Source organism: Streptomyces sp. NPDC040410 (assembly GCF_055595715.1).
This window is the reverse complement of sequence record NZ_JBVIVK010000010.1, coordinates 224,421-248,421: the sequence shown is the minus strand read 5'-3', so window position 1 is coordinate 248,421 and position 24,001 is coordinate 224,421. Positions and strand designations below refer to the sequence as shown.

At 71.9% G+C, this 24,001-nt stretch carries 22 protein-coding genes, 1 tRNA gene and 3 pseudogenes; 12 read left to right on the top strand and 14 right to left on the bottom strand.

Going from position 1 to position 24,001, the window contains the following annotated elements; all coding sequences use genetic code 11:
• Positions 1-163: 163 nt before the first annotated feature.
• Together ACZ562_RS21485 and ACZ562_RS21480 are read left to right on the top strand one after the other, a co-directional pair.
• Complete coding sequence (locus ACZ562_RS21485; RefSeq protein WP_471181411.1) at positions 164-1,111, top strand: RNA polymerase sigma factor SigF; 948 nt, start codon at positions 164-166, stop codon at positions 1,109-1,111.
• 192 nt (positions 1,112-1,303) lie between these two features.
• Positions 1,304-2,968: a ricin-type beta-trefoil lectin domain protein gene (locus tag ACZ562_RS21480; protein ID WP_471181408.1), complete on the top strand. Its 1,665-nt coding sequence runs from the start codon at positions 1,304-1,306 to the stop codon at positions 2,966-2,968.
• Positions 2,969-3,009: 41 nt separating this feature from the next.
• Here ACZ562_RS21480 and hutI read toward each other — a convergent pair whose 3' ends face one another.
• The 4 genes from hutI to hutU all read right to left on the bottom strand — a co-directional run bounded on the left by hutI (position 3,010) and on the right by hutU (position 8,706).
• Positions 3,010-4,233, bottom strand: a complete 1,224-nt coding sequence (gene hutI, locus ACZ562_RS21475; protein ID WP_471181406.1) for an imidazolonepropionase — start codon at positions 4,231-4,233, stop codon at positions 3,010-3,012.
• A gap of 44 nt (positions 4,234-4,277) precedes the next feature.
• Positions 4,278-5,624: a formimidoylglutamate deiminase gene (locus ACZ562_RS21470; RefSeq protein ID WP_471181403.1), complete on the bottom strand. Its 1,347-nt coding sequence runs from the start codon at positions 5,622-5,624 to the stop codon at positions 4,278-4,280.
• The gene (locus ACZ562_RS21465; RefSeq protein WP_471181400.1) at positions 5,621-6,823 is read right to left on the bottom strand and encodes an allantoate amidohydrolase; all 1,203 of its coding nucleotides are present in this window, start codon (positions 6,821-6,823) and stop codon (positions 5,621-5,623) included. Before ACZ562_RS21465 ends, ACZ562_RS21470 begins: the two co-directional genes overlap by 4 nt.
• Positions 6,824-7,041: 218 nt before the next feature.
• Positions 7,042-8,706, bottom strand: coding sequence for a urocanate hydratase (gene hutU / locus ACZ562_RS21460; RefSeq protein ID WP_471181397.1), 1,665 nt, complete (start codon positions 8,704-8,706; stop codon positions 7,042-7,044).
• 148 nt (positions 8,707-8,854) lie between these two features.
• On the opposite strand from hutU, the gene ACZ562_RS21455 reads away from it, so the two are divergent.
• From ACZ562_RS21455 to ACZ562_RS21435, 5 genes are all read left to right on the top strand, one after another.
• Positions 8,855-10,288, top strand: coding sequence for a type III PLP-dependent enzyme domain-containing protein (locus tag ACZ562_RS21455; protein WP_471181394.1), 1,434 nt, complete (start codon positions 8,855-8,857; stop codon positions 10,286-10,288).
• Between the two features lie 168 nt (positions 10,289-10,456).
• Positions 10,457-10,855 carry a hypothetical protein gene (locus tag ACZ562_RS21450; protein ID WP_471181392.1) on the top strand — a complete coding sequence of 133 codons (399 nt, stop codon included), beginning with the start codon at positions 10,457-10,459 and terminating at the stop codon, positions 10,853-10,855.
• Positions 10,852-11,682, top strand: a complete 831-nt coding sequence (locus ACZ562_RS21445; RefSeq protein WP_471181389.1) for a transcriptional regulator — start codon at positions 10,852-10,854, stop codon at positions 11,680-11,682. Before ACZ562_RS21450 ends, ACZ562_RS21445 begins: the two co-directional genes overlap by 4 nt.
• Before the next feature lie 34 nt (positions 11,683-11,716).
• Positions 11,717-12,382 carry a roadblock/LC7 domain-containing protein gene (locus ACZ562_RS21440; protein WP_471181387.1) on the top strand — a complete coding sequence of 222 codons (666 nt, stop codon included), beginning with the start codon at positions 11,717-11,719 and terminating at the stop codon, positions 12,380-12,382.
• Positions 12,383-12,401: 19 nt separating this feature from the next.
• Positions 12,402-12,776 (top strand): roadblock/LC7 domain-containing protein, encoded by a 375-nt coding sequence (locus ACZ562_RS21435; RefSeq protein WP_471181384.1) that lies wholly within the window; start codon positions 12,402-12,404, stop codon positions 12,774-12,776.
• Between the two features lie 13 nt (positions 12,777-12,789).
• Here the strand turns inward: ACZ562_RS21435 and ACZ562_RS21430 are convergent, their stop codons facing one another.
• From ACZ562_RS21430 to ACZ562_RS21420, 3 genes are all read right to left on the bottom strand, one after another.
• The gene (locus tag ACZ562_RS21430; protein WP_471181381.1) at positions 12,790-13,383 is read right to left on the bottom strand and encodes a hypothetical protein; all 594 of its coding nucleotides are present in this window, start codon (positions 13,381-13,383) and stop codon (positions 12,790-12,792) included.
• A gap of 88 nt (positions 13,384-13,471) precedes the next feature.
• A complete protein-coding gene (locus ACZ562_RS21425; RefSeq protein ID WP_471181378.1) occupies positions 13,472-14,338 on the bottom strand; it encodes a MurR/RpiR family transcriptional regulator in 867 nt (288 codons plus the stop codon).
• Positions 14,335-14,676, bottom strand: a complete 342-nt coding sequence (locus ACZ562_RS21420; protein WP_471181376.1) for a hypothetical protein — start codon at positions 14,674-14,676, stop codon at positions 14,335-14,337. The genes ACZ562_RS21425 and ACZ562_RS21420 overlap by 4 nt, the downstream gene beginning before the upstream one ends.
• Before the next feature lie 219 nt (positions 14,677-14,895).
• Between ACZ562_RS21420 and ACZ562_RS21415 the strand changes: the two genes are divergently transcribed.
• Positions 14,896-15,324 carry a hypothetical protein gene (locus ACZ562_RS21415; RefSeq protein WP_471181545.1) on the top strand — a complete coding sequence of 143 codons (429 nt, stop codon included), beginning with the start codon at positions 14,896-14,898 and terminating at the stop codon, positions 15,322-15,324.
• A gap of 13 nt (positions 15,325-15,337) precedes the next feature.
• On the opposite strand, the pseudogene ACZ562_RS21410 reads toward ACZ562_RS21415, so the two are convergent.
• Positions 15,338-15,643 (bottom strand): annotated as a pseudogene (locus tag ACZ562_RS21410) (SDR family oxidoreductase); the annotation flags it as partial.
• Between the two features lie 454 nt (positions 15,644-16,097).
• A complete protein-coding gene (locus ACZ562_RS21405; protein ID WP_471181373.1) occupies positions 16,098-17,486 on the bottom strand; it encodes a cystathionine beta-synthase in 1,389 nt (462 codons plus the stop codon).
• 167 nt (positions 17,487-17,653) lie between these two features.
• Here ACZ562_RS21405 and ACZ562_RS21400 point away from each other — a divergent pair, with 167 nt between their 5' ends.
• From ACZ562_RS21400 to ACZ562_RS21390, 3 genes are all read left to right on the top strand, one after another.
• Positions 17,654-18,679 carry an SGNH/GDSL hydrolase family protein gene (locus ACZ562_RS21400; RefSeq protein WP_471181371.1) on the top strand — a complete coding sequence of 342 codons (1,026 nt, stop codon included), beginning with the start codon at positions 17,654-17,656 and terminating at the stop codon, positions 18,677-18,679.
• A gap of 244 nt (positions 18,680-18,923) precedes the next feature.
• A complete protein-coding gene (locus ACZ562_RS21395) occupies positions 18,924-20,144 on the top strand; it encodes an acetyl-CoA C-acetyltransferase (protein ID WP_471181368.1) in 1,221 nt (406 codons plus the stop codon).
• A 285-nt stretch (positions 20,145-20,429) separates the two neighbouring features.
• A complete protein-coding gene (locus tag ACZ562_RS21390; protein WP_471181365.1) occupies positions 20,430-21,212 on the top strand; it encodes a hypothetical protein in 783 nt (260 codons plus the stop codon).
• A gap of 106 nt (positions 21,213-21,318) precedes the next feature.
• Here the strand turns inward: ACZ562_RS21390 and ACZ562_RS21385 are convergent, their stop codons facing one another.
• Positions 21,319-21,630, bottom strand: a complete 312-nt coding sequence (locus ACZ562_RS21385; protein ID WP_471181362.1) for a hypothetical protein — start codon at positions 21,628-21,630, stop codon at positions 21,319-21,321.
• A 192-nt stretch (positions 21,631-21,822) separates the two neighbouring features.
• Between ACZ562_RS21385 and ACZ562_RS21380 the strand changes: the two genes are divergently transcribed.
• Positions 21,823-22,053: a DUF4287 domain-containing protein gene (locus ACZ562_RS21380; RefSeq protein ID WP_150951115.1), complete on the top strand. Its 231-nt coding sequence runs from the start codon at positions 21,823-21,825 to the stop codon at positions 22,051-22,053.
• Positions 22,054-22,125: 72 nt separating this feature from the next.
• Here the strand turns inward: ACZ562_RS21380 and ACZ562_RS21375 are convergent, their stop codons facing one another.
• From ACZ562_RS21375 to ACZ562_RS21360, 4 genes and pseudogenes are all read right to left on the bottom strand, one after another.
• On the bottom strand, positions 22,126-23,055 hold the full coding sequence (locus ACZ562_RS21375) for a Bax inhibitor-1/YccA family protein (RefSeq protein ID WP_471181358.1): 930 nt from the start codon (positions 23,053-23,055) through the stop codon (positions 22,126-22,128).
• Positions 23,056-23,257: 202 nt separating this feature from the next.
• Positions 23,258-23,455: pseudogene (locus ACZ562_RS21370) on the bottom strand (4-hydroxybenzoate 3-monooxygenase); the annotation flags it as partial.
• Positions 23,456-23,460: 5 nt separating this feature from the next.
• Positions 23,461-23,627: pseudogene (locus ACZ562_RS21365) on the bottom strand (FAD-dependent monooxygenase); the annotation flags it as partial.
• A gap of 152 nt (positions 23,628-23,779) precedes the next feature.
• Positions 23,780-23,863 (bottom strand) — tRNA-Leu (locus ACZ562_RS21360).
• Positions 23,864-24,001 lie beyond the last annotated feature (138 nt).

Sequence of the window (24,001 nt, the reverse complement as noted above, 5' to 3'; positions counted from 1 at the left end):
CCCGCAAACGGACATAACCACACAAAATGCACTTGCGGCGGGCTCGGGAAAGCGGGTAGGGCTAGTAGAGACACGTATTCGACACGGCCGGCTTTGGAGGCGCCGCACACCGCAGTGCACGCACGGCTTCGGCAGCCATATGCCGAGAACGATGGAGGACATCATGTCACCCCGGCTCGACGCATCGCATACCCATGAGGCGACGTCGACATCCCCCCCGGAACATCTGGATCCCATCGAGCGCGACGGCGTACTCGTCGACGTCGCGCAGGACGACCGGGAGAACCGGGACGACCAGGACGACGCACTCGCCGGACTTCCGGAGATCCCGCCGTACGACGAGGTGGGCCCGGTGGACGCACGGGCCCTGTCCAAGACCCTCTTCTCGCGGCTCGAGTCGCTGGAGGAAGGGACCCACGAGTACTCGTACGTCCGCAACACGCTCGTCGAACTGAACCTCGCCCTGGTCAAGTTCGCCGCCTCCCGCTTCCGCTCGCGCAGCGAGCCGATGGAGGACATCATCCAGGTCGGCACCATCGGCCTGATCAAGGCGATCGACCGCTTCGAGCTCAGCCGCGGCGTGGAGTTCCCCACCTTCGCGATGCCGACCATCGTCGGTGAGATCAAGCGCTTCTTCCGGGACACGTCGTGGTCCGTGCGCGTACCGCGCCGGCTGCAGGAACTCCGGCTCGACCTGGCCAAGGCCGGTGACGAACTGGCCCAGCGGTTCGACCGCGCGCCGACGGTGCCCGAGTTGGCGGAGCGCCTGGGCATCTCGAACGACGAGGTCGTCGAGGGCATGGCCGCCTCGAACGCGTACACCGCCTCCTCGCTGGACGCCCAGCCGGAGGAGGACGACGCCGAGGGCGCCCTCGCGGACCGCATCGGGTACGAGGACCACGGGCTCGAAGGCATCGAGTACGTCGAGTCGTTGAAGCCGTTGATCGCCGAACTCCCGTCCCGGGACCGGAGGATCCTGTCCCTCCGTTTCGTCGCGGGAATGACCCAGTCGGAGATCGGCGACGAGCTCGGCATCTCGCAGATGCACGTGTCACGGCTGCTCTCGCGAACGCTGGTGCGGCTGCGCAAGGGGCTGACGGTCGAGGAGTGACAACCTCTTCGTGAACGCGGTGTGTCCGGCGTCCGGGTGGGCGGCGGGCACACCGCGTGTACAGACCGTTCGTGGGTTACCCACGGAAACTCTTTTCCCCCCGAGCCCCTTCCATCACTATGGCACCGGCCAGACTGGCCGGTCCGTCAGGACCGCGCCGGATGGCGTCACCGGGTGCGAGGAGGCGGGTGGATGGCTCGGGCCGACGACGGGACCGACGACGGCGCCGAGTCCGCGGGCGGTTCGTACGGCGGCGGCGGTTCGTACGGAAGCGGTTGGTACGGAAGCGGTTCATACGGCAGCGGTTCATACGGCGGCGGTTCATACGGAGGAGTGCACGTCGGCGCCTCCGACGCGCGGCTCACCGAGTTGCTGCGCACTGACACGGCCGCCGCGTACTCGGCGCTCCAGGAACTGCGCGCGCGGCACCGCCCGGCGGTCCTCGCCCACGCCCGCCTGTGCACCACCAGCGAGTCCGTGGCACGGCAGTTGGTGGCGCAGGCGTTCACGCTCGCGGCTCGGGAGACGGCGCGGGGCATCGACTCCGGCGTCCCGTGGCGGCACCGACTCCTGCTGCTGGCCGGGCGGGTGGCCGCGGTGTGGGCCGGGGACGAGCGGGCCGCCGGACTCGACGCGGGCCTGCTGCTGGTCCTGAACACCGCGGCACCCGGGGGGCCGGTCCCGCCCATGCTCGGCCCGTTCCGGTCGCTGCCCGCCCGCACGCAGGGCCTCGTCTGGTACGGGATCGTGGAGCGGGAGCCCGTGGACGGCACCGCCGGCTTCCTCGGGCTCACGCGCGAGGACGTGGTCTACGGCACGGAGCAGGCGCTCCAGGCCATGGCCCAGGCCTGCCTGAAGTCCCGTCTCGCCGCCTCCGACGACTTCCGCTGCGGCGACTTCCGCAGGCTCATCGAGGAGTCGGTACGGCCCGACAACCCGCGTCACAGCGCCGATCTGCACGCCCACATGGCGCACTGCGCGCACTGCACGACGGCCTACGAGGAGCTGTCCGCCCTTCGCGACAGCCCGCGCACCACCCTGGCCGAGGGTCTGCTGCCCTGGGCCGGCACGGCATACGTCATGGCCCGGGGCCGCAGACCCGACGCCCGCGACACACAAGGCCCCGACATGCGGCCGGTTTCGGCGACTTGGCCACCGTCGCGCCGCTTCGTCCTGGCCTCGGCGGCGCTCGGCGTGGCCCTGGCCCCGCTGCTGGTGTTCATGTTGTCAACGGACGGTTGGTCCTCCCAGCCGTCCCAGCCGTCCCAGCGGGCGGCCGGCTCCACCGTCGCAACGCCGCCCGTTCCACCGCCGGTGACCGTCACGGCGACGGTGCCGGCGACCCCGTCCCCGTCCGCGACCAGCAAGTCCCCCTCCCCGAAACCGAGTCAGACCCGGTCGAAGACGGCTCGTCCGAAGCGGCCAACCCCCACGCCCTCCCCGGCACACCCGCCGGACGGCACGTACGCCCAGGTGGTGAACCTCGCCTCGGGCCTGTGCCTCGACATCCGCGACGGCGACATGGAGAAGGGCACGGACGTCGTCACGGCGCCCTGCGGCTTCTCCGGCACCCAGCGGTGGCGGGCCGACTCCCGGCGTGGCGTCATCCAGTCGTACGCCGACCCCGACTTCTGCCTGGACAGCCGCGGCTCCGTGGACAGGGGCGTCGGAATCTGGGAGTGCGACTCCGTCGACGGCGGCAACGGCGACAACCTGAGGTTCACCGTGGACGACGACGGCGTGATCCGCCCCGCCGTCGCCATCGCGACGGCGCTGACGCCGGACGGCGGCGACGGATTGTCGCTGGAACGGCTGAGCGGGGGTGCGGAGCAGCGGTGGCGGGCAGGGAACTCCTGATCCCCGCGTCATCCATCCCCGCGTCATCCCCGTGTTCGCCCTCAGGCCTCGCGGACGCCCCGCCGCCACACGCCGGCCACCAGCGGCACGCCCGGTCGGTAGGCCAGGTGGACGTGGCTCGGGGCGTCGAGGAGGGTGAAGTCGGCGCGGGCGCCGGGTGTGAGGCGGCCGATGTCGTCGCGGCGCAGGGCCCGGGCGCCGCCGGCCGTGGCCGACCAGACCGCCTCGTCGGGGGTCATGCCCATGTCCCGTACCGCGAGTGCGATGCAGAAGGGGACGGAGGAGGTGAAGGACGAGCCCGGGTTGCAGTCGGTGGACAGGGCGACGGTGACACCCGCGTCGAGGAGGCGGCGGGCGTCAGGCCACTCGGCGCGGGTGGAGAACTCTGCGCCGGGCAGGAGGGTGGCGACGGTACGGCTGTTCGCGAGGGCGTCCACGTCCGCGTCGGTGAGGTGGGTGCAGTGGTCGGCGCTCGCCGCGTCGAGTTCGACGGCCAGTTGGACGCCGGGGCCGTAGGAGAGCTGGTTGGCGTGGACGCGGGGGTGCAGGCCCCTCGCCCTGCCCGCGGTGAGGATCGTGCGGGCCTGGTCGCCGTCGAAGGCGCCCTTCTCGCAGAAGACGTCGATCCAGCGGGCGTGCGGGGCGCAGGCGTCGAGCATCTCGCCGGTGACGAGGGCGACGTAGCCGGCCGGGTCCTCGGCGAAGTCGGGCGGGACGATGTGGGCGCCGAGGTAGGTGACCTCGTCGGTGTGGCGGGCGGCGATGCGCAGGGCGCGGGCCTCGTCCTCGACGGTCAGGCCGTAGCCGGACTTCGTCTCGAAGGTGGTCGTGCCCTGGCGGAGGGCCTCGGCGAGGTAGCGGGTGAGATTGGCCTCGAGTTCGGCGTCCGTGGCCGCCCGGGTCGCGGCGACGGTCGTCCGGATGCCGCCCGCGCGGTAGGCGCGGCCGGACATGCGGGCGTTGAACTCCTGGGTGCGGTCGCCCGCGAAGACCAGGTGGGAATGGGAGTCGACGAAGCCCGGGAGCACCGCGCGGCCGCCTGCGTCGACCCGGTTGTCAGTGGCGGGTGCTTTGCTTGATTCACCGGTCCACGCGATGCGGTCGCCGTCGACGACGACGGCCGCGTCCTGGATCAGGCCGAGGGGGGAGCCTCCCCCACTCTCGAATTTGCTCGAGCGGGAGGACCCCCGTCCGAGGGAGGGGTCGTTGGTGACCAGCGTGGCGATGTTGGTGATGACGGTGGTCGTGCCGGTCGTGCTGCTCATGGCGTCCTCGTGGGCATGCGCGTGGGGGCGGGGTTCGGCGGTCTTCACGCGCGCAGGGCTTCGACGGCCTGCGCGAGGGCTTGCGGCACATCCGGTACGAGCGCGTGCGCTCCGTCTCGTACGACGTGCCGTCCGGCGACGACCGTGTGCCGTACGTCCGCCGCGGTCGCCGCGAATACGGCCGTCTCGGCGCCGAGCCTGGGCAGCGGCCCCGCTGTCCTGACCGAATCGAGCGCGATCGTCGTGAGGTCGGCGAGCGCGCCCTGCTCGATGCTGCCCGCCTCCTGCCAGCCGAGCGCGGCGTGACCGTCCGCGGAGGCCGCCCGCAGCAGGGCGGCGGCAGTCCAGTGGCCGCGTGTGCGGGTGCGCAGGCGCTCGTTCAGCTCCATGGCGCGCGCCTCTTCGAACAGGTCGATGACGGCGTGGCTGTCGGAGCCGAGGGAGAGCGGGGAGCCTTCGTTCTGCAGGGCGGCCGCGGGTCCGATGCCGTCGGCAAGGTCGCGTTCGGTGGTGGGGCACATGCAGGTGCCGGTGCCGCTGCCGCCGATGAGGGAGATGTCCTCGGCGGTGAGGTGGGTGTTGTGGACACCGGTGGTGCGCGGCCCGAGTACGCCGTGCAGGGCGAGGAGCTGCGTCGGGGTGCACCCGTGGACTTCTCGGCAGGCCTCGTTCTCGGCGGTCTGCTCGGACAGGTGCACATGGAGCGGAGCCCGCCGCTCCTCGGCCCACCGCGCGACGGTCTCCAACTGGTCGGCGGGCACGGCCCGTACGGAGTGGATGGCCGCCCCGATCCGCGCGTGATCCCGTTCCTTGAGAACTGAACAGCGTTCGGCCCAGACGTCGGCCGTCCCGTCGGAGAAGCGGCGCTGATGGGTGTTGGGCGGCTGTCCGAAGCCGGAGGACAGGTAGGCGGTGTCGAGGAGGGTGATACGGATACCGGCTTCGGCGGCCGCCGCGATGAGCGCCTCGCCCATCGCGTTGGGGTCGGCGTAGGGAGTGCCGCCGGGGGCGTGGTGGACGTAGTGGAACTCACCGACGCTCGTGACACCGGCCAGCGCCATCTCCGCGTACACGGCGCGGGCGAGAGCGTGGTAGGTCTCCGGGGTCAGCCGGTCGGCGAACGAGTACATGACCTCGCGCCAGGTCCAGAAGGTGCCGGAGCCGACCTGGACCGCGCCGCGCAGGGCGCGGTGGAAAGCGTGGCTGTGGGCGTTGGCCAGCCCGGGGAGAGTGAGACCCCGCAGGATCTCGGCGCCGGGCGGCGGGGTGGGCGTGTCCGTGCGGACGGCGGTGATGCGGCCGGCGTCGATGTCGAGGGCCACGCCCGGCTCGACGTTCGTGCCGAGCCAGGCGTGCTCCAGCCAGTACGTGCGCGTGTGGGAGTGCGTCACCTGCAGGCCAGTCCTTCCAGTACGTCGGCGAGTGCGGTCACCCCGGCCACACAGTCGTCCTCGGCGGCGAACTCGGCCGGCGAGTGCGAGACGCCCGTGGGGTTGCGCACGAACAGCATGGCGGTCGGGATGCTCCCGGAGAGGATTCCGGCGTCGTGTCCGGCACCCGTGCCGAGGACGGGCACCTTGAGGTCGGTGTCCCTGCCCAGGATGCGGGCGAGTTCGTCGCGCAGGGCGTGGTCGAACTCGACGACGGGCGTGAAGGACTCCCGGACGACGTCGAGGTCCACGCCGTGAGCGGCGGCGTACTCCCGGGCCGCCTTCTCGACGCCGCCCACCACGGTGTCGAGGCTCTCCTGGTCGGCGGCGCGGGAGTCGAGCCAGCCGCGCACCAGCGAGGGGACGGCGTTCACGCCGTTCGGCTCGACCGCGATCTTGCCGAAGGTGGCGACGGCACCGGCGAGTCCGGCCTCGCGACGGGCGGCGAGCACGGTCTCGGCGTAGGACAGCATGGGGTCCCGCCGGTCGACGAGCCGGGTGGTGCCGGCGTGGTTGGCCTCGCCCCTGAAGTCGAACCGCCACCGCCCGTGCGGCCAGATGGCGCTGGCGATGCCGACCCGGTCGCCGGACAGGTCGAGCGCCCGCCCCTGCTCGACGTGGAGTTCGACGAAGGCGCCGACGCGGGCGAGCCGCTCGGGGTCGGCGCCGATGGCGTCGGGGTCGTATCCGGCGGCCTCCATGGCCTGCGGCAGCGTGATCCCGTCGCCGTCGGTCAGCCGGTGCGCCTGCTCGACGGTGAGCTGCCCGGCGGTGAGCCGCGACCCGACACAGGCGAGCCCGAACCTGGCACCCTCCTCGTCGCCGAAGTTGACGATGGCGAGGGGCTTGGTGAACCGCGCGTTCCTGCGGCGCAGTTCGTCCAGTGCGGCGAAGGAGGACACGACTCCGAGGGGCCCGTCGAAGGCCCCGCCGTCGGGCACGGAGTCGAGGTGCGACCCGGTGACGACGGCGTCCCCCGCAGTGGGATCCCCCAGCCAGGCCCACTGGTTCCCGTTGCGGTCGATGTCGAGGGCGAGCCCACGGGCCTCGGCCTGCTCCTTGAACCAGGCCCGGCACTCGGCGTCGGCTCCGGTCCAGGCGAAACGGCGGTAGCCGCCGGAGTCGGGGTGCCGGCCGACGGGGTGCAACTCGCGCCACATTTCCTGGAAGGATCCCGCGGCGTGTGCCGAGGCGATGGGCCGTACAGGCTGTGGGCCGTCGTGCCGCCGGGCGACGGGGCTCCCCTCGGGGCCTCCGGAACTCCCGGCGCCAGTCGAGCGAAGCCGAGGCTGGGGGCGGGTGGGCACGGCCGGACCCGCACCCGGCGACGAGACGTCTGCCCCTGCCGGGGAGTTGCCGTGGCCGCCCTCGTTCACCGTCACGCGTCGTCACCCTCGCGCATGGGAACCCGCACACCCCGCTCATCGGCAACCGACTCCGCGATGTCGTACCCCGCGTCCACGTGCCGGATCACACCCATGCCCGGGTCGTTCGTCAGCACGCGCCGGATCTTCTCGCCGCCCAGCTTCGTACCGTCGGCCACGGTCACCTGCCCGGCGTGGATGGACCGGCCCATGCCGACCCCGCCTCCGTGGTGGAGGGAGACCCACGACGCACCGGACGCCACGTTCACCATCGCGTTCAGCAGCGGCCAGTCGGCGATCGCGTCGGAGCCGTCGAGCATGGCCTCGGTCTCGCGGTAGGGGGAGGCGACGGAGCCGCAGTCGAGATGGTCGCGGCCGATGGCCAGCGGTGCGGCGAGCTCGCCGCTCGCCACCATGTCGTTGAACCGCTCGCCGGCCTTGTCGCGCTCGCCGTAGCCGAGCCAGCAGATGCGGGCGGGCAGGCCCTGGAAGTGGACGCGCTCGCCGGCCATCTTGATCCAGCGGGCCAGGGACTCGTTCTCGGGGAAGAGGTCCAGGATCGCCTTGTCGGTCTTCGCGATGTCGGAGGCCTCGCCGGACAGGGCCGCCCAGCGGAAGGGGCCCTTGCCCTCGCAGAAGAGGGGGCGGATGTAGGCGGGGACGAAGCCGGGGAAGGCGAACGCGCGGTCGTACCCGGCGAGCTGGGCCTCGCCGCGGATCGAGTTGCCGTAGTCGAAGACCTCGGCGCCGGCGTCCATGAAGCCGACCATGGCCTCGACGTGCCTGGCCATCGACTCGCGGGCGCGGGTCGTGAAGCCGGCCGGGTCCTTGGCCGCGGCGGACGCCATGTCCTCTAGGTCCATGCCCAGCGGCAGGTAGGCCAGCGGGTCGTGGGCCGAGGTCTGGTCGGTGACGATGTCGACGGGGGCGCCCATGGCGAGCAGCTGCGGGACGAGTTCGGCGGCGTTGCCGAGGACGCCGACGGACAGCGGGCGCCGGGCGTCGCGGGCCTCGACGGCCAGCTGGAGGGCGTGGTCCAGCGAGTCGGCCTGCACGTCCAGGTACCGGTGCTCGATGCGCCGCTCGATCGCGCGCGGGTCGCAGTCGACGCAGATCGCGACGCCGTCGTTCATGGTCACGGCGAGCGGCTGGGCGCCGCCCATGCCGCCGAGGCCGGCGGTCAGGGTGATCGTTCCGGCGAGGGTGCCGCCGAACTTCTTCGCGGCGACGGCGGCGAAGGTCTCGTAGGTGCCCTGGAGGATGCCCTGCGTGCCGATGTAGATCCAGGAGCCGGCGGTCATCTGGCCGTACATGGTCAGGCCGAGGGCCTCCAGACGGCGGAACTCCTCCCAGTTGGCCCAGTCGCCGACGAGGTTGGAGTTGGCGATGAGCACGCGCGGGGCCCACTCGTGGGTCTGCATGACACCGACCGGGCGGCCGGACTGGACGAGCATCGTCTCGTCCTGCTTGAGGGTGCGCAGCGTGCGGACCATGGCGTCGAAGGAGCGCCAGTCGCGGGCCGCCTTGCCGGTGCCGCCGTAGACGACGAGCTTGTCGGGGTGCTCGGCGACCTCCGGGTCGAGGTTGTTCTGCAGCATTCGCAGGGCGGCTTCCTGCTGCCATCCCAGGGCGCTCAGTTCCGTACCGCGCGGCGCTCGTACGGGGCGGGGTCCTGACATGGTCTGCCTCCTAGCGGATTGTTGCTGCCGTTATTCACATCCTGACTTCCTGAATAGAACTAGTCAATACAGGGCTCCGTCGGCGTGGGCCCGTCGAGGGTGTTCGGCTGGATGTGTCGGCGTGGTCCCAGTGGGCACGGACATCGACATGACGGGGAATGTTGTGGGCAACGGCAGGGACACCGACGACGGTCACGCGAGCGACCCCGGCACCGACGCCGGTACCAGCACCGGCACCGAGCGGGCGACCCGCCGCGACGAGGCCGTGCGGGCCGCCGTGGAGCAGGGGCTGCTCGCGCCCGGCGCTCCCGTCGCCGGCCTGCTCGACGTCATCGGCATCCGGGAGTCGGCGGCGGAGCTCAGGGCTGCGTTCGACGCGGTCGTGGCACCCGGCACACCCGTGCTGCACGCCTTCGCCGTGAAGGCGACACCGCTGGTCCCCGTGCTGCGACTGCTGTGCGAGGAGGGCATCGGCGCGGAGGTGGCGAGCCCCGGCGAGCTGGCGCTGGCCCGGGCCGCGGGACTGCCGCCCGCCCTGACCGTGCTCGACTCGCCCGCGAAGACCCCGGCCGAGCTGCGCGAGGCGCTGGCGCTCGGGATCGCCGTCAACGCGGACAACCCGCAGGAGCTGGACCGCATCGACGGGCTGATGCGGTCCGCGCCCAGCCGCTCCCCGCTCGGAATCCGGGTGAACCCGCAGGTCGGCGGGGGCTCCATCGAAGCGCTGTCCACCGCCACGGCGACGTCGAAGTTCGGTGTGGCGCTGCGCGACGAGGGGGCACGCGAGTGGCTCGTGCGGGCGTACGCCGACCGCCCCTGGCTGACCCGGCTGCACGCGCACACCGGGTCGCAGGGCATCCCGCTGTCGCTGATGGCGCAGGGTGTGGCGGAGACCCACGCGCTGGCCGAGGAGATCAACCGGCGGATCGGCCGGCAGCAGATCGACACGATCGACATCGGCGGCGGGCTGCCGGTGGACTTCGGCTCGGACGTGACGCGGCCTACGTTCGCCGAGTACGCGCGGCTGTTGAGGGAAGCGGTGCCGGGGCTGTTCGCCGGGCGGTACGGGCTGGTCACCGAGTTCGGGCGGTCGCTGCTGGCCAGGCACGGGACCGTGGTGGCCCGGGTGGAGTACGCGAAGAGCGCCGGCGGGCGGCCGGTGGCGGTCACGCACGCGGGCGTGCAGGTCGCGACGCGGACGGTCTACGTGCCGGGTTCATGGCCGCTGCGCATCGCCGCGTACGACGCGAAGGGGCGGCCCAGGACCGGGCCCGAGGTGATCCAGGACATCGCGGGACCGGCCTGCTTCGCGGGCGACCTGCTCGCCGTGGGCCGGGCGCTGCCCCTGCTGGAACAGGGCGACTACGCGGCGGCGCTGGACACCGGCGCGTACTACTTCGCGCACCACTACGCGTACAACTCCCTCGCCCGGCCCGGGATCTACGGCTTCGCTCCGGACGGGGCAGGCGGCGTCGCCTTCGCGACCGTGCGCGAGCCGCAGTCCGTGGAGGAGATCGTGGCCGAGTCGGGCGCAGCGCACGCCGCCGCGCTCACCACCCTCCCCGCAGCCGGGCGCGGTTGACCGGCATCGGCAGATCTGCTGCTCAACCGGGACGAAGCGGAGTCAGCCGACCCACCTTAGTCATCCGCAGCATGTTCCGCCGGAAAATGCCAGAACACTCACTCCCCGCGCACACGTTGCGTAGTTTCGGCGTCACTCAGCCGAACTCCAGGCGGGAGGGGAGCCACGGTGCCCGGAATCGACGAGTGCCTGCTTGAAGCCATGCGACTGCCCGGCGCCCGGGGCGCCGCGCTGGTCGACTGGACCAGCGGGCTGGCCCTGGGCACCGTGGGCGAGTCCCCGGGCGGGGATCACGAGGCGGCCGCCGCGGAGGCGGCCGAACTCGCCCGTCTGGCCGCCGAACAGCACGCCTTCGCGTCCGACGGCGACACAGAGGAAGGAGATGCCGACCCGCCGGTCGAGGACCTCATACTCAGCAACCGGGACAGCTACCACGTGCTGCGGTTCGTGCCCACGTCCTTCGACAGCAGCGTGTTCCTGCACCTGTGGCTGGCCCGTACAGAGGGGAACCTCGCGCTGGCCCGCATCCGGCTCGGCGAGATGGCCGGACGGCTGGTGCTGGGATGACCGCTGTGAGAACCACCCCGCCGCCCCGTCTGCCGGTGCGGGACAAGGCATCGGCCGGACAGCGGGGCTGGGGCGGCGTCTCGCCGATGCTGACCCGGCTCGCCGCCGAGCGGGCCACGGGCGTCCTCGTCCGCGAGCACGGCACGCTCCATCTCGCCGAGGGCCAGGTGGTGCACGCGGAAAGCCCCGCCGCACCGTCCCTCGACGTGCTCCTCGCCGTCTGCGGCACCCTCGACGCCGGCACCGGGCGCCGGACGGCGGGCGAGGCGGGCGGCCGGCACCGCGCCGGGTCCCGCCCGGCCGACGGCATCCAGGTCACCCCGGGCGCGCTGGAGCTGTGCCGTCTGGTGGCGCTGTACGACGCGGCGTACTTCGCCCTCGCGCCCAGCAGCACCCCGGGGCGCTTCCGTTACGACACCGCGGACGTGCCCGGCGCGGTGCGACCGGTGCCGGTGGCCGACCTGGAACGGGAGACGCTGCGCCGCCGCGACCTGCTGCACCGCATCTGGCCCGACCAGATAACGGACGGTGCGCCGCTGGTGCGGGCCGAGGTGGGCGCGGCCCCGGCGCTCACGGCCCGCCGGCGGGCGGTCCTGGACCGGGTGGACGGCGTACGGACGGCCGCGGACATCGCGTGTGAGCTGGGCCGGCCCGCGTTCCACACCTTGGTGGACGTGCGCCGGCTGGTGGCGGCGGGCCTCGTCTCCCCCCGGCCCCAGGCTTCCGCACCGGAGCCCCCGCCCGAGAACGCCGGTCCCGGCGATCCGGGCGACGATCCCGACATCACCCTGCTGAAGAGGCTCAGGGATGCGCTGGAGGCCCTTTGAACGGCAGCGACCACGCGCCGAGAGGAGAGACCTGATGGCAGCGCAGGCGACGGCGGCGGAGGCCGAGATCCTGGACGAGCTGCGCCGGCTGCGCGCCCGCGTGCCGCAGCTCACCGGTGCACTCGCGGCCGGCGTCGGCGGTCTCGTTCTCGCTCAGGACACCCCCGGCGTCGAGCCGGACAGAGTGGCCGCGCTCACCGCGACCTCCCGCGCCCTCGCCATGCAGCTGACGGACGCGACGGGTCACGGGAACTTCCGGGAGCTGCTCGTCCGCGGCGTGTACGGCTGTGTGGCGACCTATGCGGCGGGGCCGTCCGCCGTGCTGACGCTGCTCGCCCAGGACCGCGTCAACGTCGGCCGCCTCCACCTGGAGGGCCGCCGTGCAGCCGCCCGTATCGGTCAGCTCGTCGACGCGCACGCCGAGGCGGCGGACCGGACGCCCGCGAAGTCCCCGAAGTCCTCGGCCAGAACCACCGGCAAACCGACCGGCAAACCGACTGGCAAACCAACCGGCAAACCGACCGGCAGTCCCACCGGCAGTCCCACCGACAGTCCCACCGGCGAACCCCCAGACACACCAGACACAGCGGCCGGCACACAGGACACCGCACCGGCCGCCAAGACCACCACCGCACGGACCAGAGCGGTGCGCGCCCCACGCGGCCAGACCGCCGACGCGCGCACCACCACGGAAAGTTGAGAGGAACAAGGGATCACCCATGGCCAACACCGAAACCACACTGAAAGAGGCGCTCGCCGCCATCGAGGGCGCCACCGGCGTCGCGCTCGTCGACTACACCAGCGGCATGGCGCTGGGCACCATGGGCGGCAGCAAGGGTTTCGACCTCAACGTCGCCGCCGCCGGCAACACCGACGTCGTACGCGCCAAGATGCGCACCATGGAGCACCTCGGACTCAAGGCCCAGATCGAGGACATCCTGATCACCCTGTCCGACCAGTACCACCTGATCCGGCTGATCAGCGGCCGTGGCGGCAACGGCCTCTTCCTGTACCTGGTGCTCGACGCCAAGCGGGCCAACCTGGCCATGGCGCGGCACCAGCTGAAGAAGATCGAGGAGGACCTCGAAGTCTGAGCGCGCAGGCGCTCTAGACCAGCGCCGCGGTGCGGCGGCGGGCCCCGCCCGGGGCCGCGTCGCCGGCCGCGATGCCGGTGCTGCGGAACGCCTTGACCGGCTTGCCGGCCGGGCGTCCGCCGCGCGCGCCGAGCCAGTCGACGCGCACCCACAGCAGGGCGTCCCCGTCCCGCTCCCGCCGCCCGATCCAGGCGGCCTTGAGCCGCAGTCCGGCACCGCACCCGGCGAGCAGCATGCCCCCGGCGGCGGGCACGGCGAACGCGCTGCCGAGCGCGGCGAGGAAGGCGAGCAGCAGCCACCAGCGGTGACCACGGCGCCAGGTGCGGACGGTCACCGCGCGGTCCTGGAGCACGTCGTGCCTGCCCGTCCGGGCGGCGCCCTGCGCGAGGGCGGCGTAGCACCTGCGGCGGCGGTACGACACGACGGCCACGGCGACGACGAACAGCGCGGCCCCGGCCATCACCCCGATCCGGCGCCCCGTGAAGCCCGGCACCAGAATGCCGACGCCCGCCGCGATCACCCCGGCCCACCACAGGGGCGCGGCTCCGGCCCGCACGACGACGGCCACCCGAGCCAGTCCCTGACCTCCACGCCCTCCGCGTGCCACGTTCCCGCCTCCTCCTCGCTCCGGCACAGCCTGTCCGGGCGTGAAGTTAGCGGGCGAAGGTGAGACGAGTCTGAGAACAGCCGCGCGCTCACTCCACGAACAGCCCCCGCGCCGCCGCCTGCGCGTCGAACTCCTCCAGCCGAGCCTGCGCGTCCGCCAGGTCGTCGCACATCGCCTCGAGAAGCACGCGGCCGAGCAGCATCGGCGCGCAGGCCGTGTCGAAGGCGAGGCCGGTGCCGACGGCGGCGGGCAGCAGCAGGTCGGACACCTTGGCGACCGGCGCGAATGCGGAGTCGGCGACGGTGACCACCGTCAGCCCCGCCGCCCTTGCATAGGCCAGCGTGTCCACCACCTCGCGCGGATGGCGGGGCAGCGCGAAGCACAGCAGGGCCGAGGCACCGGCCCGTACGGCGGCGTCGATGCGGTCGTGGATCATCGTGCCGCCCTCGTTGAGCAGCCGTACGTCCGGATGGACCTTGGCGGCGAAGTACGCGAAGCCGTACGCCTGGGAGGCCGCGGCCCGCAGTCCGAGCACCGGCAGCGGCCGGGAGGCGGCCAGCAGCCGTCCCGCCTGCTGCACCGGCCGCGGATCGGCGAGGAGCTCCGCGAGATGCCTCAGGTTCTCGATCTCGGCCTCGACGGCCTGCTGGTACTCGTTGTACGACGCCGAGTCCGCCGCCTGTTCGGCGGGCGCGACCTCGCGCAGGTGCCTGCGCAGGGCGGGGTAGCCGTCGAAGCCGAGGGCGACCGCGAAGCGGGTCACGGACGGCTGGCTGACCCCGGCCAGTTCGGCCAGTTCCACGCTGGACAGGAACGGCACGTCGGCGGCCCGCCGCACCATGCTGTGCGCGATGCGCCGCTGGGTCGGTGTCAGCCGGTGCCCCTCGAAGAGCGCCTGCAGCCGTCCGGCAGGGCTGTCCGTCACACCCGCACCCGTGTCCCAGTCCGCGCTCATGCCTCGTTCCCCCTCCAGATGTCAGTGAACCGGTCCGGCAGCCGGGCCGCCTGCGCCGTCACGTCGGCCGTGAGCGGCCGGCCGGCCTGTTCCTCGTCGAGCGCCGACTCGGCGAGCTCCGGCGTCCGGCCCGCCGGGAGTCCCGGGTCGGAACTGAGGCGGCGCCGGCGCAGCGCCCGTACGGCGGCCACGAGTTCGCAGCCGACCATGAGAAGGTACGCGCCGCACGCGTGCTGCGTCTTCCGCGCGGCGAGCGAGGCGAAGCCGGCCTGTCCCCCGGCGCCCCGGGAGAGTACCGGGACCGGACCGGAATGCGCGGACAGCACAGCATCCGGCACCGGAACTCCCCTCAAGCCGGACATTCGATCTACCTCGCCTCAGCACCGGACCCTTTGACAACCTATTCAGATATCAAGAACTCTGCATGCCGTTATGCAGCAGGGCAAGCGATGCCTCGCAATCCGGTTCGCGGCGCGGAGGGAACCCCCACGCCGACAGGGGGGCTGTCCCCAGTGCGGCGGGGCTCCCTGCTCCCTAGCCTGAATCGCATGACGGGAATGGACGCTCCGGACACCGAACTGAAGAGGGAGCTCAGCGCCACCCTGCAGGCCCGCAGGGAACTGGGCGAGGAGTACGAGTCCGCGCTGGTCGACTCGTTCCTGGAGAAGGTCGGCCAACGCATCGACGGCGCCGTCGAGCGACGGGTGCGCCGGCAGCTGGCCGAGCAGCAGTTGGTGGTGGCCCGGGGCTCCCGGTCGCCGAAGGCCACGGACTCCTGGGGCGAGCGCTTCGGCTTCGGCATCGTCTCGCTGGTCCTGGCGATCCCGCTGTCCGCGATCGGCGGCGGCGTCGCCCGGATGCCCGGCCTGCTCGTCGCCTGGGCCGGCATCGTCGGCGTCAACGCCTTCCAGGCGGTCCGCACGAACCCCGGCCTCTTCGGCGGGCGGCGCCGCCGGCTCTCCCAGGACGGCGACCGGGAGGACTGAGCGCGGCACGTCGGGCCTGCCGGGTGGGCAGCACCACGATCTGCCGCAGGTTCACCCGCCGCGGGCGGCTCGCCGCGTATGCCACGACGTCGGCGACCTCCTCGGCCGACAGCCCGTCCAGCGCCGCGAACATCCCCGCAACCTGCTCCCGCAGTGCGTCGCTGCCGATGTGCGAGCTGAGTTCGGTCTCCGTCAGCCCCGGCTCGATGTTGGTGACGCGGACGTCGCGCGGCCCCGACTCGGTGCGCGGGGACTGCGAGAGGAAGGTGAGCGCGGCCTTGGTCGCCCCGTACACCGCATAGTTGGGAAACGCGAAATGTTGCGGCCAGCAGCACGGCGGCGGCCTCGCCGATATCGCTGGCGGCTCCGGTGACGACGGCGGCGGAACGGCGGGCGCTGCTGGGGAGTTGGGCGACGAGTCACACCGGCTGATCCGGCCGGAAAGGGCTGTGCGCGGGGACCGCCGCACCCCCGTTGCCGGGGGGCGGGACGACGGCGGTCCCCGCGGGGGACGCGGGCCGGGTCAAGGCCGGGCTTGCGCGTCCGTGGCGTCCATGGAGGTCCGGGAGCCGCTCCGGAGGTCCTTGGCGCCGTTCGGCGCCGGCCGGGGCGGGGAGCCGCTCCCGCCCTGCCGACACCCCTTACTGTGCCGGACCCGTGTTAAGCGGGTGCTGCGTGAACGTGACGCGCTCGTACCACTTCTGCGAAGTCCACCGTTTGGGCGGGAGCCGCAATTTTCGTACCGCCACGAGCCGTTCACCGCACGTTTGCCGTTACTTCCCGCCCTTGGCGAGGAAGGCCAGCAGGTCCTGCCGGCTGACCACACCGGTCGGCTTGCCCTCGACGAGGACGATCGCCGCGTCCGCCGCGCCCAGCACCGACATCAGGTCCGCGACCGGCTCGCCGGAGCCGACCTGCGGCAGCGGCGGCGACATGTGCTTCTCCAGCGGGTCCTCCAGCGAGGCCCGCTTGGCGAACAGTGCGTCGAGCAGCTCCCGTTCCACCACCGATCCGACGACCTCGGCCGCCATGACGTCCGGATGGCCGGCGCCCGGCTTCACGATCGGCATCTGCGAGACGCCGTACTCCCGCAGCACCTCGATGGCCTGGCCGACGGTCTCGTCCGGGTGCATGTGGACGAGGGAGGGCATGGCGCCGTGCTCCTTGTCGTTGAGGACGTCGGCCACGCGGGCGCTGGGGCCCTCGTCCTCGAGGAAGCCGTAGTCGGCCATCCACTCGTCGTTGAAGATCTTGCTGAGGTAGCCGCGCCCGCTGTCGGGGAGCAGGACGACCACGACGTCGTCGGGACCGAGGCGTTCGGCGACCCGCAGCGCGGCGACGACGGCCATCCCGCAGGAGCCGCCCACCAGCAGGCCCTCCTCCTTGGCCAGCCGCCGGGTCATCTGGAAGGAGTCCTTGTCGGACACCGCGACGATCTCGTCGGCGACGGTGCGGTCGTAGGCGGTCGGCCAGAAGTCCTCGCCGACGCCCTCGACGAGGTACGGCCGCCCGGACCCGCCCGAGTAGACGGACCCCTCGGGGTCGGCACCGACGACCTGCACCGTGCCGTCACTGACGTCCTTCAGGTACCGCCCGGTCCCGGAGATGGTGCCGCCGGTCCCCACGCCCGCCACGAAGTGGGTGATCTTCCCCTCCGTCTGCTCCCAGAGCTCGGGGCCGGTGGAGTGGTAGTGGGAGAGCGGGTTGTTGGGGTTGGAGTACTGGTCGGGCTTCCAGGCGCCGGGCGTCTCGCGCACGAGCCGGTCGGAGACGTTGTAGTAGGAGTCGGGGTGCTCCGGGTCGACGGCGGTCGGGCACACGACCACCTCGGCCCCGTAGGCACGCAGCACGTTGATCTTGTCGGTGGACACCTTGTCGGGGCACACGAAGATGCACTTGTACCCCTTCTGCTGGGCCACGATGGCGAGGCCCACCCCGGTGTTGCCGCTGGTCGGCTCGACGATCGTGCCGCCGGGCTTGAGCGCGCCGCTCTCCTCCGCGGCCTCGATCATGCGCAGGGCGATGCGGTCCTTCACCGAGCCGCCCGGGTTGAAGTACTCCACCTTGGCCAGGACGGTAGCCCGAATGCCCTTGGTCACGCTGTTGAGCCTCACCAGCGGGGTGTTGCCGACGAGGCTGATCATCGAGTCGTGGAATTGCACCGTTGTCTCCGGATGCTGCAAAAGAAAGTGGTCGTCGTGGTTCCGCCAGCCTAGGCCCTGTCGCCTGTTCGACGCCCGTGAAGGTCGTTCACTGGCTGTGGGGATTGGGCCACGGTACGTGCGGGGCAAGCAGTGGGTGTACCGGTACGTGGAGGTGGCGGCGGCGTATGACGAGCATGTCGAGGGCGAGGGTGGCCCGGCGCATCGCGGCCGGCGCGGCATACGGCGGCGGCGGGATCGGCCTGGCCGGCGCCGCGGCCGTGGGTCTGCTGCTGGCCGAGGTCCAGCTGGCCAAGCGGAACGTGGGCAACGGAACGTCGCCGCACGCGCCGAAAGCGCAGGGGCTGTACGGCCTCGGGTATTCCGTACCCGGTGAGCCGCCTCTGCGGCTGACGATGCTGGGCGACTCCACCGCGGCGGGCCAGGGCGTGCGCCGGGCCGGACAGACACCCGGCGCGCTGCTCGCGTCGGGACTGGCGGCGGTGGCGGAGCGGCCGGTGGACCTGCGAAACGTGGCACTGCCCGGAGCCTGCTCGGACGACCTGGACCGGCAGGTGGCGCTGGTTCTCTCGGACCCCGCCCGGGTCCCCGACATCTGCGTGATCATGATCGGCGCGAACGACGTGACACGCCGGATGCCACCGACGCGTTCGGTGCGCCATCTCTCGGCAGCGGTACGACGGCTGCGTACGGCCGGTGCGGAGGTGGTCGTGGGCACCTGCCCCGACCTGGGCACGATCGAGCCGGTACAGCAGCCGCTGCGCTGGCTGGCCCGGCGGGCCTCGCGGCAGCTGGCGGCCGCGCAGACGATCGGGACGGTCCAACAGGGCGGCCGTACGGTGTCGCTGGGCGACCTGCTCGGCCCGGAGTTCGCGGCGAACCCGCGCGAGCTGTTCGGCCCGGACAACTACCACCCCTCCGCGGAGGGTTACGCGACGGCGGCGATGGCGGTCCTGCCCACGGTCTGCGCCGCCCTGGGCCTGTGGCCGGCGGAGGAGGAACGCCCGGACGTCTCCCGCCGCGAGGGCTTCCTGCCGGTCGCCCGCGCCGCGGCGGAGGCGGCCTCGGAAGCCGGCACGGAGGTCGCGGCCGCTATGCCGACGGGGCCGCGGGGGCCGTGGGCGCTGCTGAAGCGGCGTCGCCGCCGCCGGGTACCGGAGTCGGAGCCCGCCCCTGCCACTCCGTCGCCCTGAACTGCGGCTGGGGGCTCCGCCCCCAGACCGCGGCCTGTGCCGACCACCACCCGTTTCGGTCGGTCGAGAGGCGGACACTCCAGGGGGCGGGCCACACCCTCTTCGGCTCAACCACCGGAGACCAAAGCAAGCGCTTAGAAAACTGCGGCCAGGGTCACACCCCCACACCCGTGACCCGGCCCATACGTACGGGTAACTTCCCAGACAGCCCTGCCCGACCCCTCGGTATGCCAATGGAGCCGTGATGCCCGAAGCCGTGATCGTCTCGACCGCCCGCTCCCCCATCGGCCGCGCTGTCAAGGGCTCTCTGAAGGACCTGCGCCCGGACGACCTGACCGCCACGATCATCCAGGCGGCGCTCGCCAAGGTCCCGGAGCTCGACCCGCGGGACATCGACGACCTGATGCTCGGCTGCGGCCTGCCCGGCGGCGAGCAGGGCCACAACCTCGGCCGCGTCGTCGCCGTACAGATGGGGATGGACCACCTCCCCGGCTGCACCGTCACCCGCTACTGCTCTTCGTCGCTCCAGACGAGCCGCATGGCGCTGCACGCCATCAAGGCCGGCGAGGGCGACGTCTTCATCTCGGCCGGTGTCGAGACGGTCTCCCGGTTCGTGAAGGGCAACTCCGACAGCCTGCCCGACACGCACAACCCGCTGTTCGCCGAGGCCGAGGCCCGTACCGCCGCCGTCGCGGAGCAGGAGGGCACCACCTGGCACGACCCCCGCGAGGACGGCCTCGTCCCCGACGCCTACATCTCGATGGGCCAGACCGCCGAGAACCTGGCCCGCCTCAAGGGCATCACCCGCCAGGACATGGACGAGTTCGGCGTCCGCTCGCAGAACCTCGCCGAGGAAGCCAACAAGAACGGCTTCTGGGAGCGCGAGATCACCCCGGTGACCCTCCCCGACGGCACGGTCGTCAGCAAGGACGACGGCCCGCGCGCCGGCGTCACGCTCGAAGGCGTCCAGGGACTCAAGCCGGTCTTCCGCCCCGACGGCATGGTCACCGCCGCCAACTGCTGCCCGCTCAACGACGGCGCCGCCGCGGTGGTCATCATGTCCGACACCAAGGCCCGCGAGCTCGGCCTCACCCCGCTCGCCCGCATAGTCTCCACCGGCGTCTCCGGCCTCTCCCCCGAGATCATGGGGCTCGGCCCGGTCGACGCCTCGCAGCAGGCGCTGCGCCGGGCCGGCCTGACCATCGGCGACATCGATCTGGTCGAGATCAACGAGGCGTTCGCCGCCCAGGTGATCCCGTCCTACCGCGACCTCGGCATCGACCTCGACAAGCTGAACGTCAACGGCGGCGCCATCGCCGTCGGCCACCCCTTCGGCATGACCGGCGCCCGCATCACCGGCACGCTCATCAACTCCCTCCAGTTCCACGACAAGCAGTTCGGCCTGGAGACGATGTGCGTCGGCGGCGGCCAGGGCATGGCGATGGTCATCGAGCGCCTGAGCTGAGGCCCACCTCAGAACCCGTTCCGTAGCCTTTGCGGCACACAGTGTGAACCGGCGGCCCAGAACCGAGGAAACTCCAAGGTTCTGGGCCGATTTGTGACCCAATCGCTTCCAGGATGTGACCTACCTTCCTCGGAAAAGGGAACTGCGCAGGTCAGAGCGCTCCATCAGTAAACCCCGGCCCCAAAGTCCTGCCCGTTTCGTGATGTTACGCACTGACAGCTGGATGGTCCGCCCTTCAAGCTGATGTAGGAAGTCGGGGGTCGACTTTGAACCGGGAGTACGTCAGTGAGCGCCATGCCGATCGCCTTGCTGCTCACCACGGCCGCCGCAGGCGCCGTGGGCGTCGCCGTCCTGCGCACCCTGACGGTGCTGCGCCGGCAGGTCGCCGCCCTGCACACGGAACTGGACGCGAGCAACGCGGCCGCCGCGCGCGGCAGGGTGCCGGCAGCCCGGCACTCCGCGGACGCCGACGAGATACGGGCCGCCGTGGCCGAGGCGCTCGCCGAGGAGCGCGAGCGCGAGCTGGCCGAGGCGCGGGCGTTCTGGGCGGCCCAGGAGGCCCGTGACGCCTCCGACGCCCCGACGCTGCTGCTGCCGCCGGACAGCGAGCTGTTCCTGCCCCGCCAGGCCGATTTCGTGGGCCTGGAGCCGGTCACCGAGCCCGGCGCCGACGCCGACGAGTTCGCCGGGGATTCCCCGGAGCTGGCCGCGGCGCGCCGGCGCCACCCCTCCCACCCGGACTTCATCCCCGTCCAGTCACCGGTCGTGAACGACCACGAACGCACGGTCGCCGCCCTGGAGGAACTGGCCGCCTCCCGTGTGGAACTGACCGACGTCCGCCCCGGCCCGCTGGGCACCCTCGACGTCTACGTCTTCGCCGACGGCACGACCCTCTGCATGACCCCGGGCCACCGCGAGACCTCGGAACGCCTCGCCACGGCCCTCCGCGCCGGCGAAACCCCCGTCCTCCTCGGCGGCTCGGGCATCTCGGGCGCGTACACCCTGACGTTCCTCTGCGGCGAGGAGAGCGTGTACATCCTGGCGGACAGGGTCATAGCGAGCCTCTAGTAGCGACCTGTCCGGCCGGTCAGGCCGCAGACGCGGGGCTGAGACATTGTGCTGCTCCGCCGCGTGGGCGCGGGCGGCCACCACGCCCGCAGCCGCCTGACGGCCGTCAGACCCCCGCCCGCTTCTGCGCCTCCTCCACCAACGTCACCGCTTGCAGGACTTCCGCCGCGTCCGTCAGCACGACCGCCAAGTCGTGCGCGGCGACGCTGACTTGATCGGCCGCCGCGAACATCCCCGCATCCGGCATCTCCCGAGGCTCCGTCCCGGGCTCCTCCACAAGCTGCGCCCGCCGGGCGAACTCCCGGGCCAGCGCGAGAGCCTCAGCGGCGGCACCCCGCTGCAGGCGACTCTGCGGCGCGGCCCTCAGACGATCGGCGAAATGATCCACCGCACGGCTCAGAGGCGTCGTATCAACCACGCCGCGAGAGTACGGCGTCCGCGGCGGATCATGCCAGCGACGCGGGGTCGATCATGGTTCCGCCGCTCTTCCTCTGGCCTGATCCGCCGGAAAGGCCGTACCCGCCGCACCCGCACTGTTGCCAACACGCCGACGCTCAGGCACCGTGACGTGAAGGACCGGCTTACATCCCCTTTGCGTCCGGAGGCGCCGATGTCCCACGTCCTCTCCGAGGAGACCCACCGCAACATGCTCGCCCGCATCCCCCATTGCACCGGTCGTGAAGTGTCCGACTGGCTGCGCACCGTCGACGAAGGCCCCGCCCTCTTCCGCTTCGAGGAGAAGGTCAGCTGGCTCCGGCACGAACACAACCTCGCGTACGGCCACGCGAAGGCGATCATCCACGAGTACGACCTGAGGAGGGCCGCGCGCAAACTGCTCTAGGCGCGCACCACGACACGGCGAAGGGCCCCGGGGTGATCCCGGGGCCCTTCTGCGCGGCTGAGGCTGTGCGGACTAGTCGTTGCTGTTGAGGATCGCGATGATCCGCAGGAACTCCACGTAGATCCACACCAGCGTCATCGTCAGGCCGAAGGCAGCCAGCCAGGCCTCCTCGCGCGGGGCACCGTAGGCGATGCCGTCCTCGACCTGCTTGAAGTCGAGGGCCAGGAAGCACGCTCCGAGCAGGACGCCGATGACGCCGAAAATGACGCCGAGCCCGCCGCTGCGGAAGCCGAGGCCGTCACCGCCGCCGAACACGGCGAACAGCAGGTTCACCATCATCAGCAGGACGAAGCCGAGCGCGGCCGCCATCACGAAGCCGTAGAAGCGGCGGTTGACGCGGATCCAGCCCGCCTTGTAGGCCACCAGCACACCGGCGAAGACCGCCATGGTGCCGAGCACCGCCTGCATGGCCGCGCCGCTGGCGATGCGGTTGTCGACGATGCTGGAGAGGACGCCGAGGAAGACACCCTCGAAGGCCGCGTACGTCAGGATCAGCGCCGGCGAGGCCTTGCGCTTGAACGACTGTACGAACGCCAGGACCATGCCGACCAGCGCGGCACCGATGCCGATGCCGTAGGACCGGCTGATGTTGGCGTCGTCGACGGGCAGCAGCGCCCAGGAGAGCGCGGCCGTGAGGATGAGGACGCCGAGCGTGGACGCGGTCCGCAGGACGACGTCGTCCATCGTCATCCGGCCGGCGGTGACCGGGGCCTGGGGCGGCGCGGCCTGCTGCAGGTCCTGCTGGGCGTAAGGGTTCTGCGCGTAGGGGTTCTGCGCGTAGGGGTTGCCGGACGGCTGGGCATACGGGTTGCCCTGCGCGTACGGGTTGCCCTGCTGCGTACCGACAGCGGGGCCCCCGGCCTGCGGCGCGGTGCTGAAGCCCGCGTAGCCGTTGTCGCGGCTGAACCCCCGTCGCGAGAAGACCGGGTTCTTGCTCCTCATTTCACTCCTCCATGGCCACACTGCGCGGCCTTGGCTCAAGAGTAATAGGTAGGCAAAGGATTGACCCTAGTGCTTGGGGAGGATCTTTCCCTCGTCGTGCTGCGCAACACGCTACGCGGGTCCATGATTCCCGGCAGCGGTGGGGCTCATTCATGACCAACCTGCGACATGCCCGGAACCAGCCGGAGATCACCGCCTCACGTCACTCGAACGAGAACCCGGTGCACGCCTCCGCCAGGTCGGTCTCGGCGGCCCGGGAGGAGGCGAGCCGCTCCAGGCGGGCGAGCGGGAGGCGGTCCTGGAACCCGTTCGCCCGGTGCAGAAGGGCTGTCGTGTCGCAGGAGAACCGCTCGGCCTGCCAGACACGGCGCAGACAGGTCTCCGAGCAGGTGTCGAGCAGCCCGGCACCTCGGCCGTCCCCTGCTCCAGGATCCCGGCCCGCTGCCGCCGCTCGGCGCAGGCACGGTCGCGGCTCTCCAGGGCGATCGAGTCGATGGCTGCGCCGTGGAGCGGGCCGGGCGAGGGAGGAGCCCGGCGGGACCGGCTCCGATGATGCCGACGGTGGCGCGCATCTCGCTCTGTTCGTCCAGTGAAATTCGCTTCACTGCTTTCCCGACGTGAGTCTCCGACCACAGGCGCCCGCTGTCAACGGTACGTGCCGTGAAGTCTTCAATGAACGGTGCAGGGAAAGCGGCCGCGAGAGCGGCCCGAGAGACATCGGAGGTGCCCGGAGCCGGACTTGAACCGGCACGCCCGCGAAGGGGCAGCGAGGTTTAAGCTCGCCGTGTCTGCATTCCACCATCCGGGCAGGCCATGGGCTCCGCTGTGCGGCTCCGAGCCTATCGGGATACATCCCCCGAACAGCGGGCGGGCGGGCCGATGTTGTCTTATTTTATTGAGGTCTGAGGGAGCATCAGCCCATGGGACTGCCCATCGGCACTTGCCA

Coding starts and splice junctions, on each gene's coding strand:
- ACZ562_RS21440 (WP_471181387.1), top strand. CDS start 11,717: ATGGCAGCGCAGGCGACGGCGGCGGAGGCCGAGATCCTGGACGAGCTG.
- ACZ562_RS21400 (WP_471181371.1), top strand. CDS start 17,654: ATGACGAGCATGTCGAGGGCGAGGGTGGCCCGGCGCATCGCGGCCGGC.
- ACZ562_RS21445 (WP_471181389.1), top strand. CDS start 10,852: ATGACCGCTGTGAGAACCACCCCGCCGCCCCGTCTGCCGGTGCGGGAC.
- ACZ562_RS21480 (WP_471181408.1), top strand. CDS start 1,304: ATGGCTCGGGCCGACGACGGGACCGACGACGGCGCCGAGTCCGCGGGC.
- ACZ562_RS21485 (WP_471181411.1), top strand. CDS start 164: ATGTCACCCCGGCTCGACGCATCGCATACCCATGAGGCGACGTCGACA.
- hutI (WP_471181406.1), bottom strand. CDS start 4,233: ATGAGCAGCACGACCGGCACGACCACCGTCATCACCAACATCGCCACG.
- ACZ562_RS21465 (WP_471181400.1), bottom strand. CDS start 6,823: ATGTGGCGCGAGTTGCACCCCGTCGGCCGGCACCCCGACTCCGGCGGC.
- ACZ562_RS21415 (WP_471181545.1), top strand. CDS start 14,896: ATGGACGCTCCGGACACCGAACTGAAGAGGGAGCTCAGCGCCACCCTG.
- hutU (WP_471181397.1), bottom strand. CDS start 8,706: ATGTCAGGACCCCGCCCCGTACGAGCGCCGCGCGGTACGGAACTGAGC.
- ACZ562_RS21425 (WP_471181378.1), bottom strand. CDS start 14,338: ATGAGCGCGGACTGGGACACGGGTGCGGGTGTGACGGACAGCCCTGCC.
- ACZ562_RS21435 (WP_471181384.1), top strand. CDS start 12,402: ATGGCCAACACCGAAACCACACTGAAAGAGGCGCTCGCCGCCATCGAG.
- ACZ562_RS21375 (WP_471181358.1), bottom strand. CDS start 23,055: ATGAGGAGCAAGAACCCGGTCTTCTCGCGACGGGGGTTCAGCCGCGAC.
- ACZ562_RS21380 (WP_150951115.1), top strand. CDS start 21,823: ATGTCCCACGTCCTCTCCGAGGAGACCCACCGCAACATGCTCGCCCGC.
- ACZ562_RS21455 (WP_471181394.1), top strand. CDS start 8,855: ATGACGGGGAATGTTGTGGGCAACGGCAGGGACACCGACGACGGTCAC.
- ACZ562_RS21395 (WP_471181368.1), top strand. CDS start 18,924: ATGCCCGAAGCCGTGATCGTCTCGACCGCCCGCTCCCCCATCGGCCGC.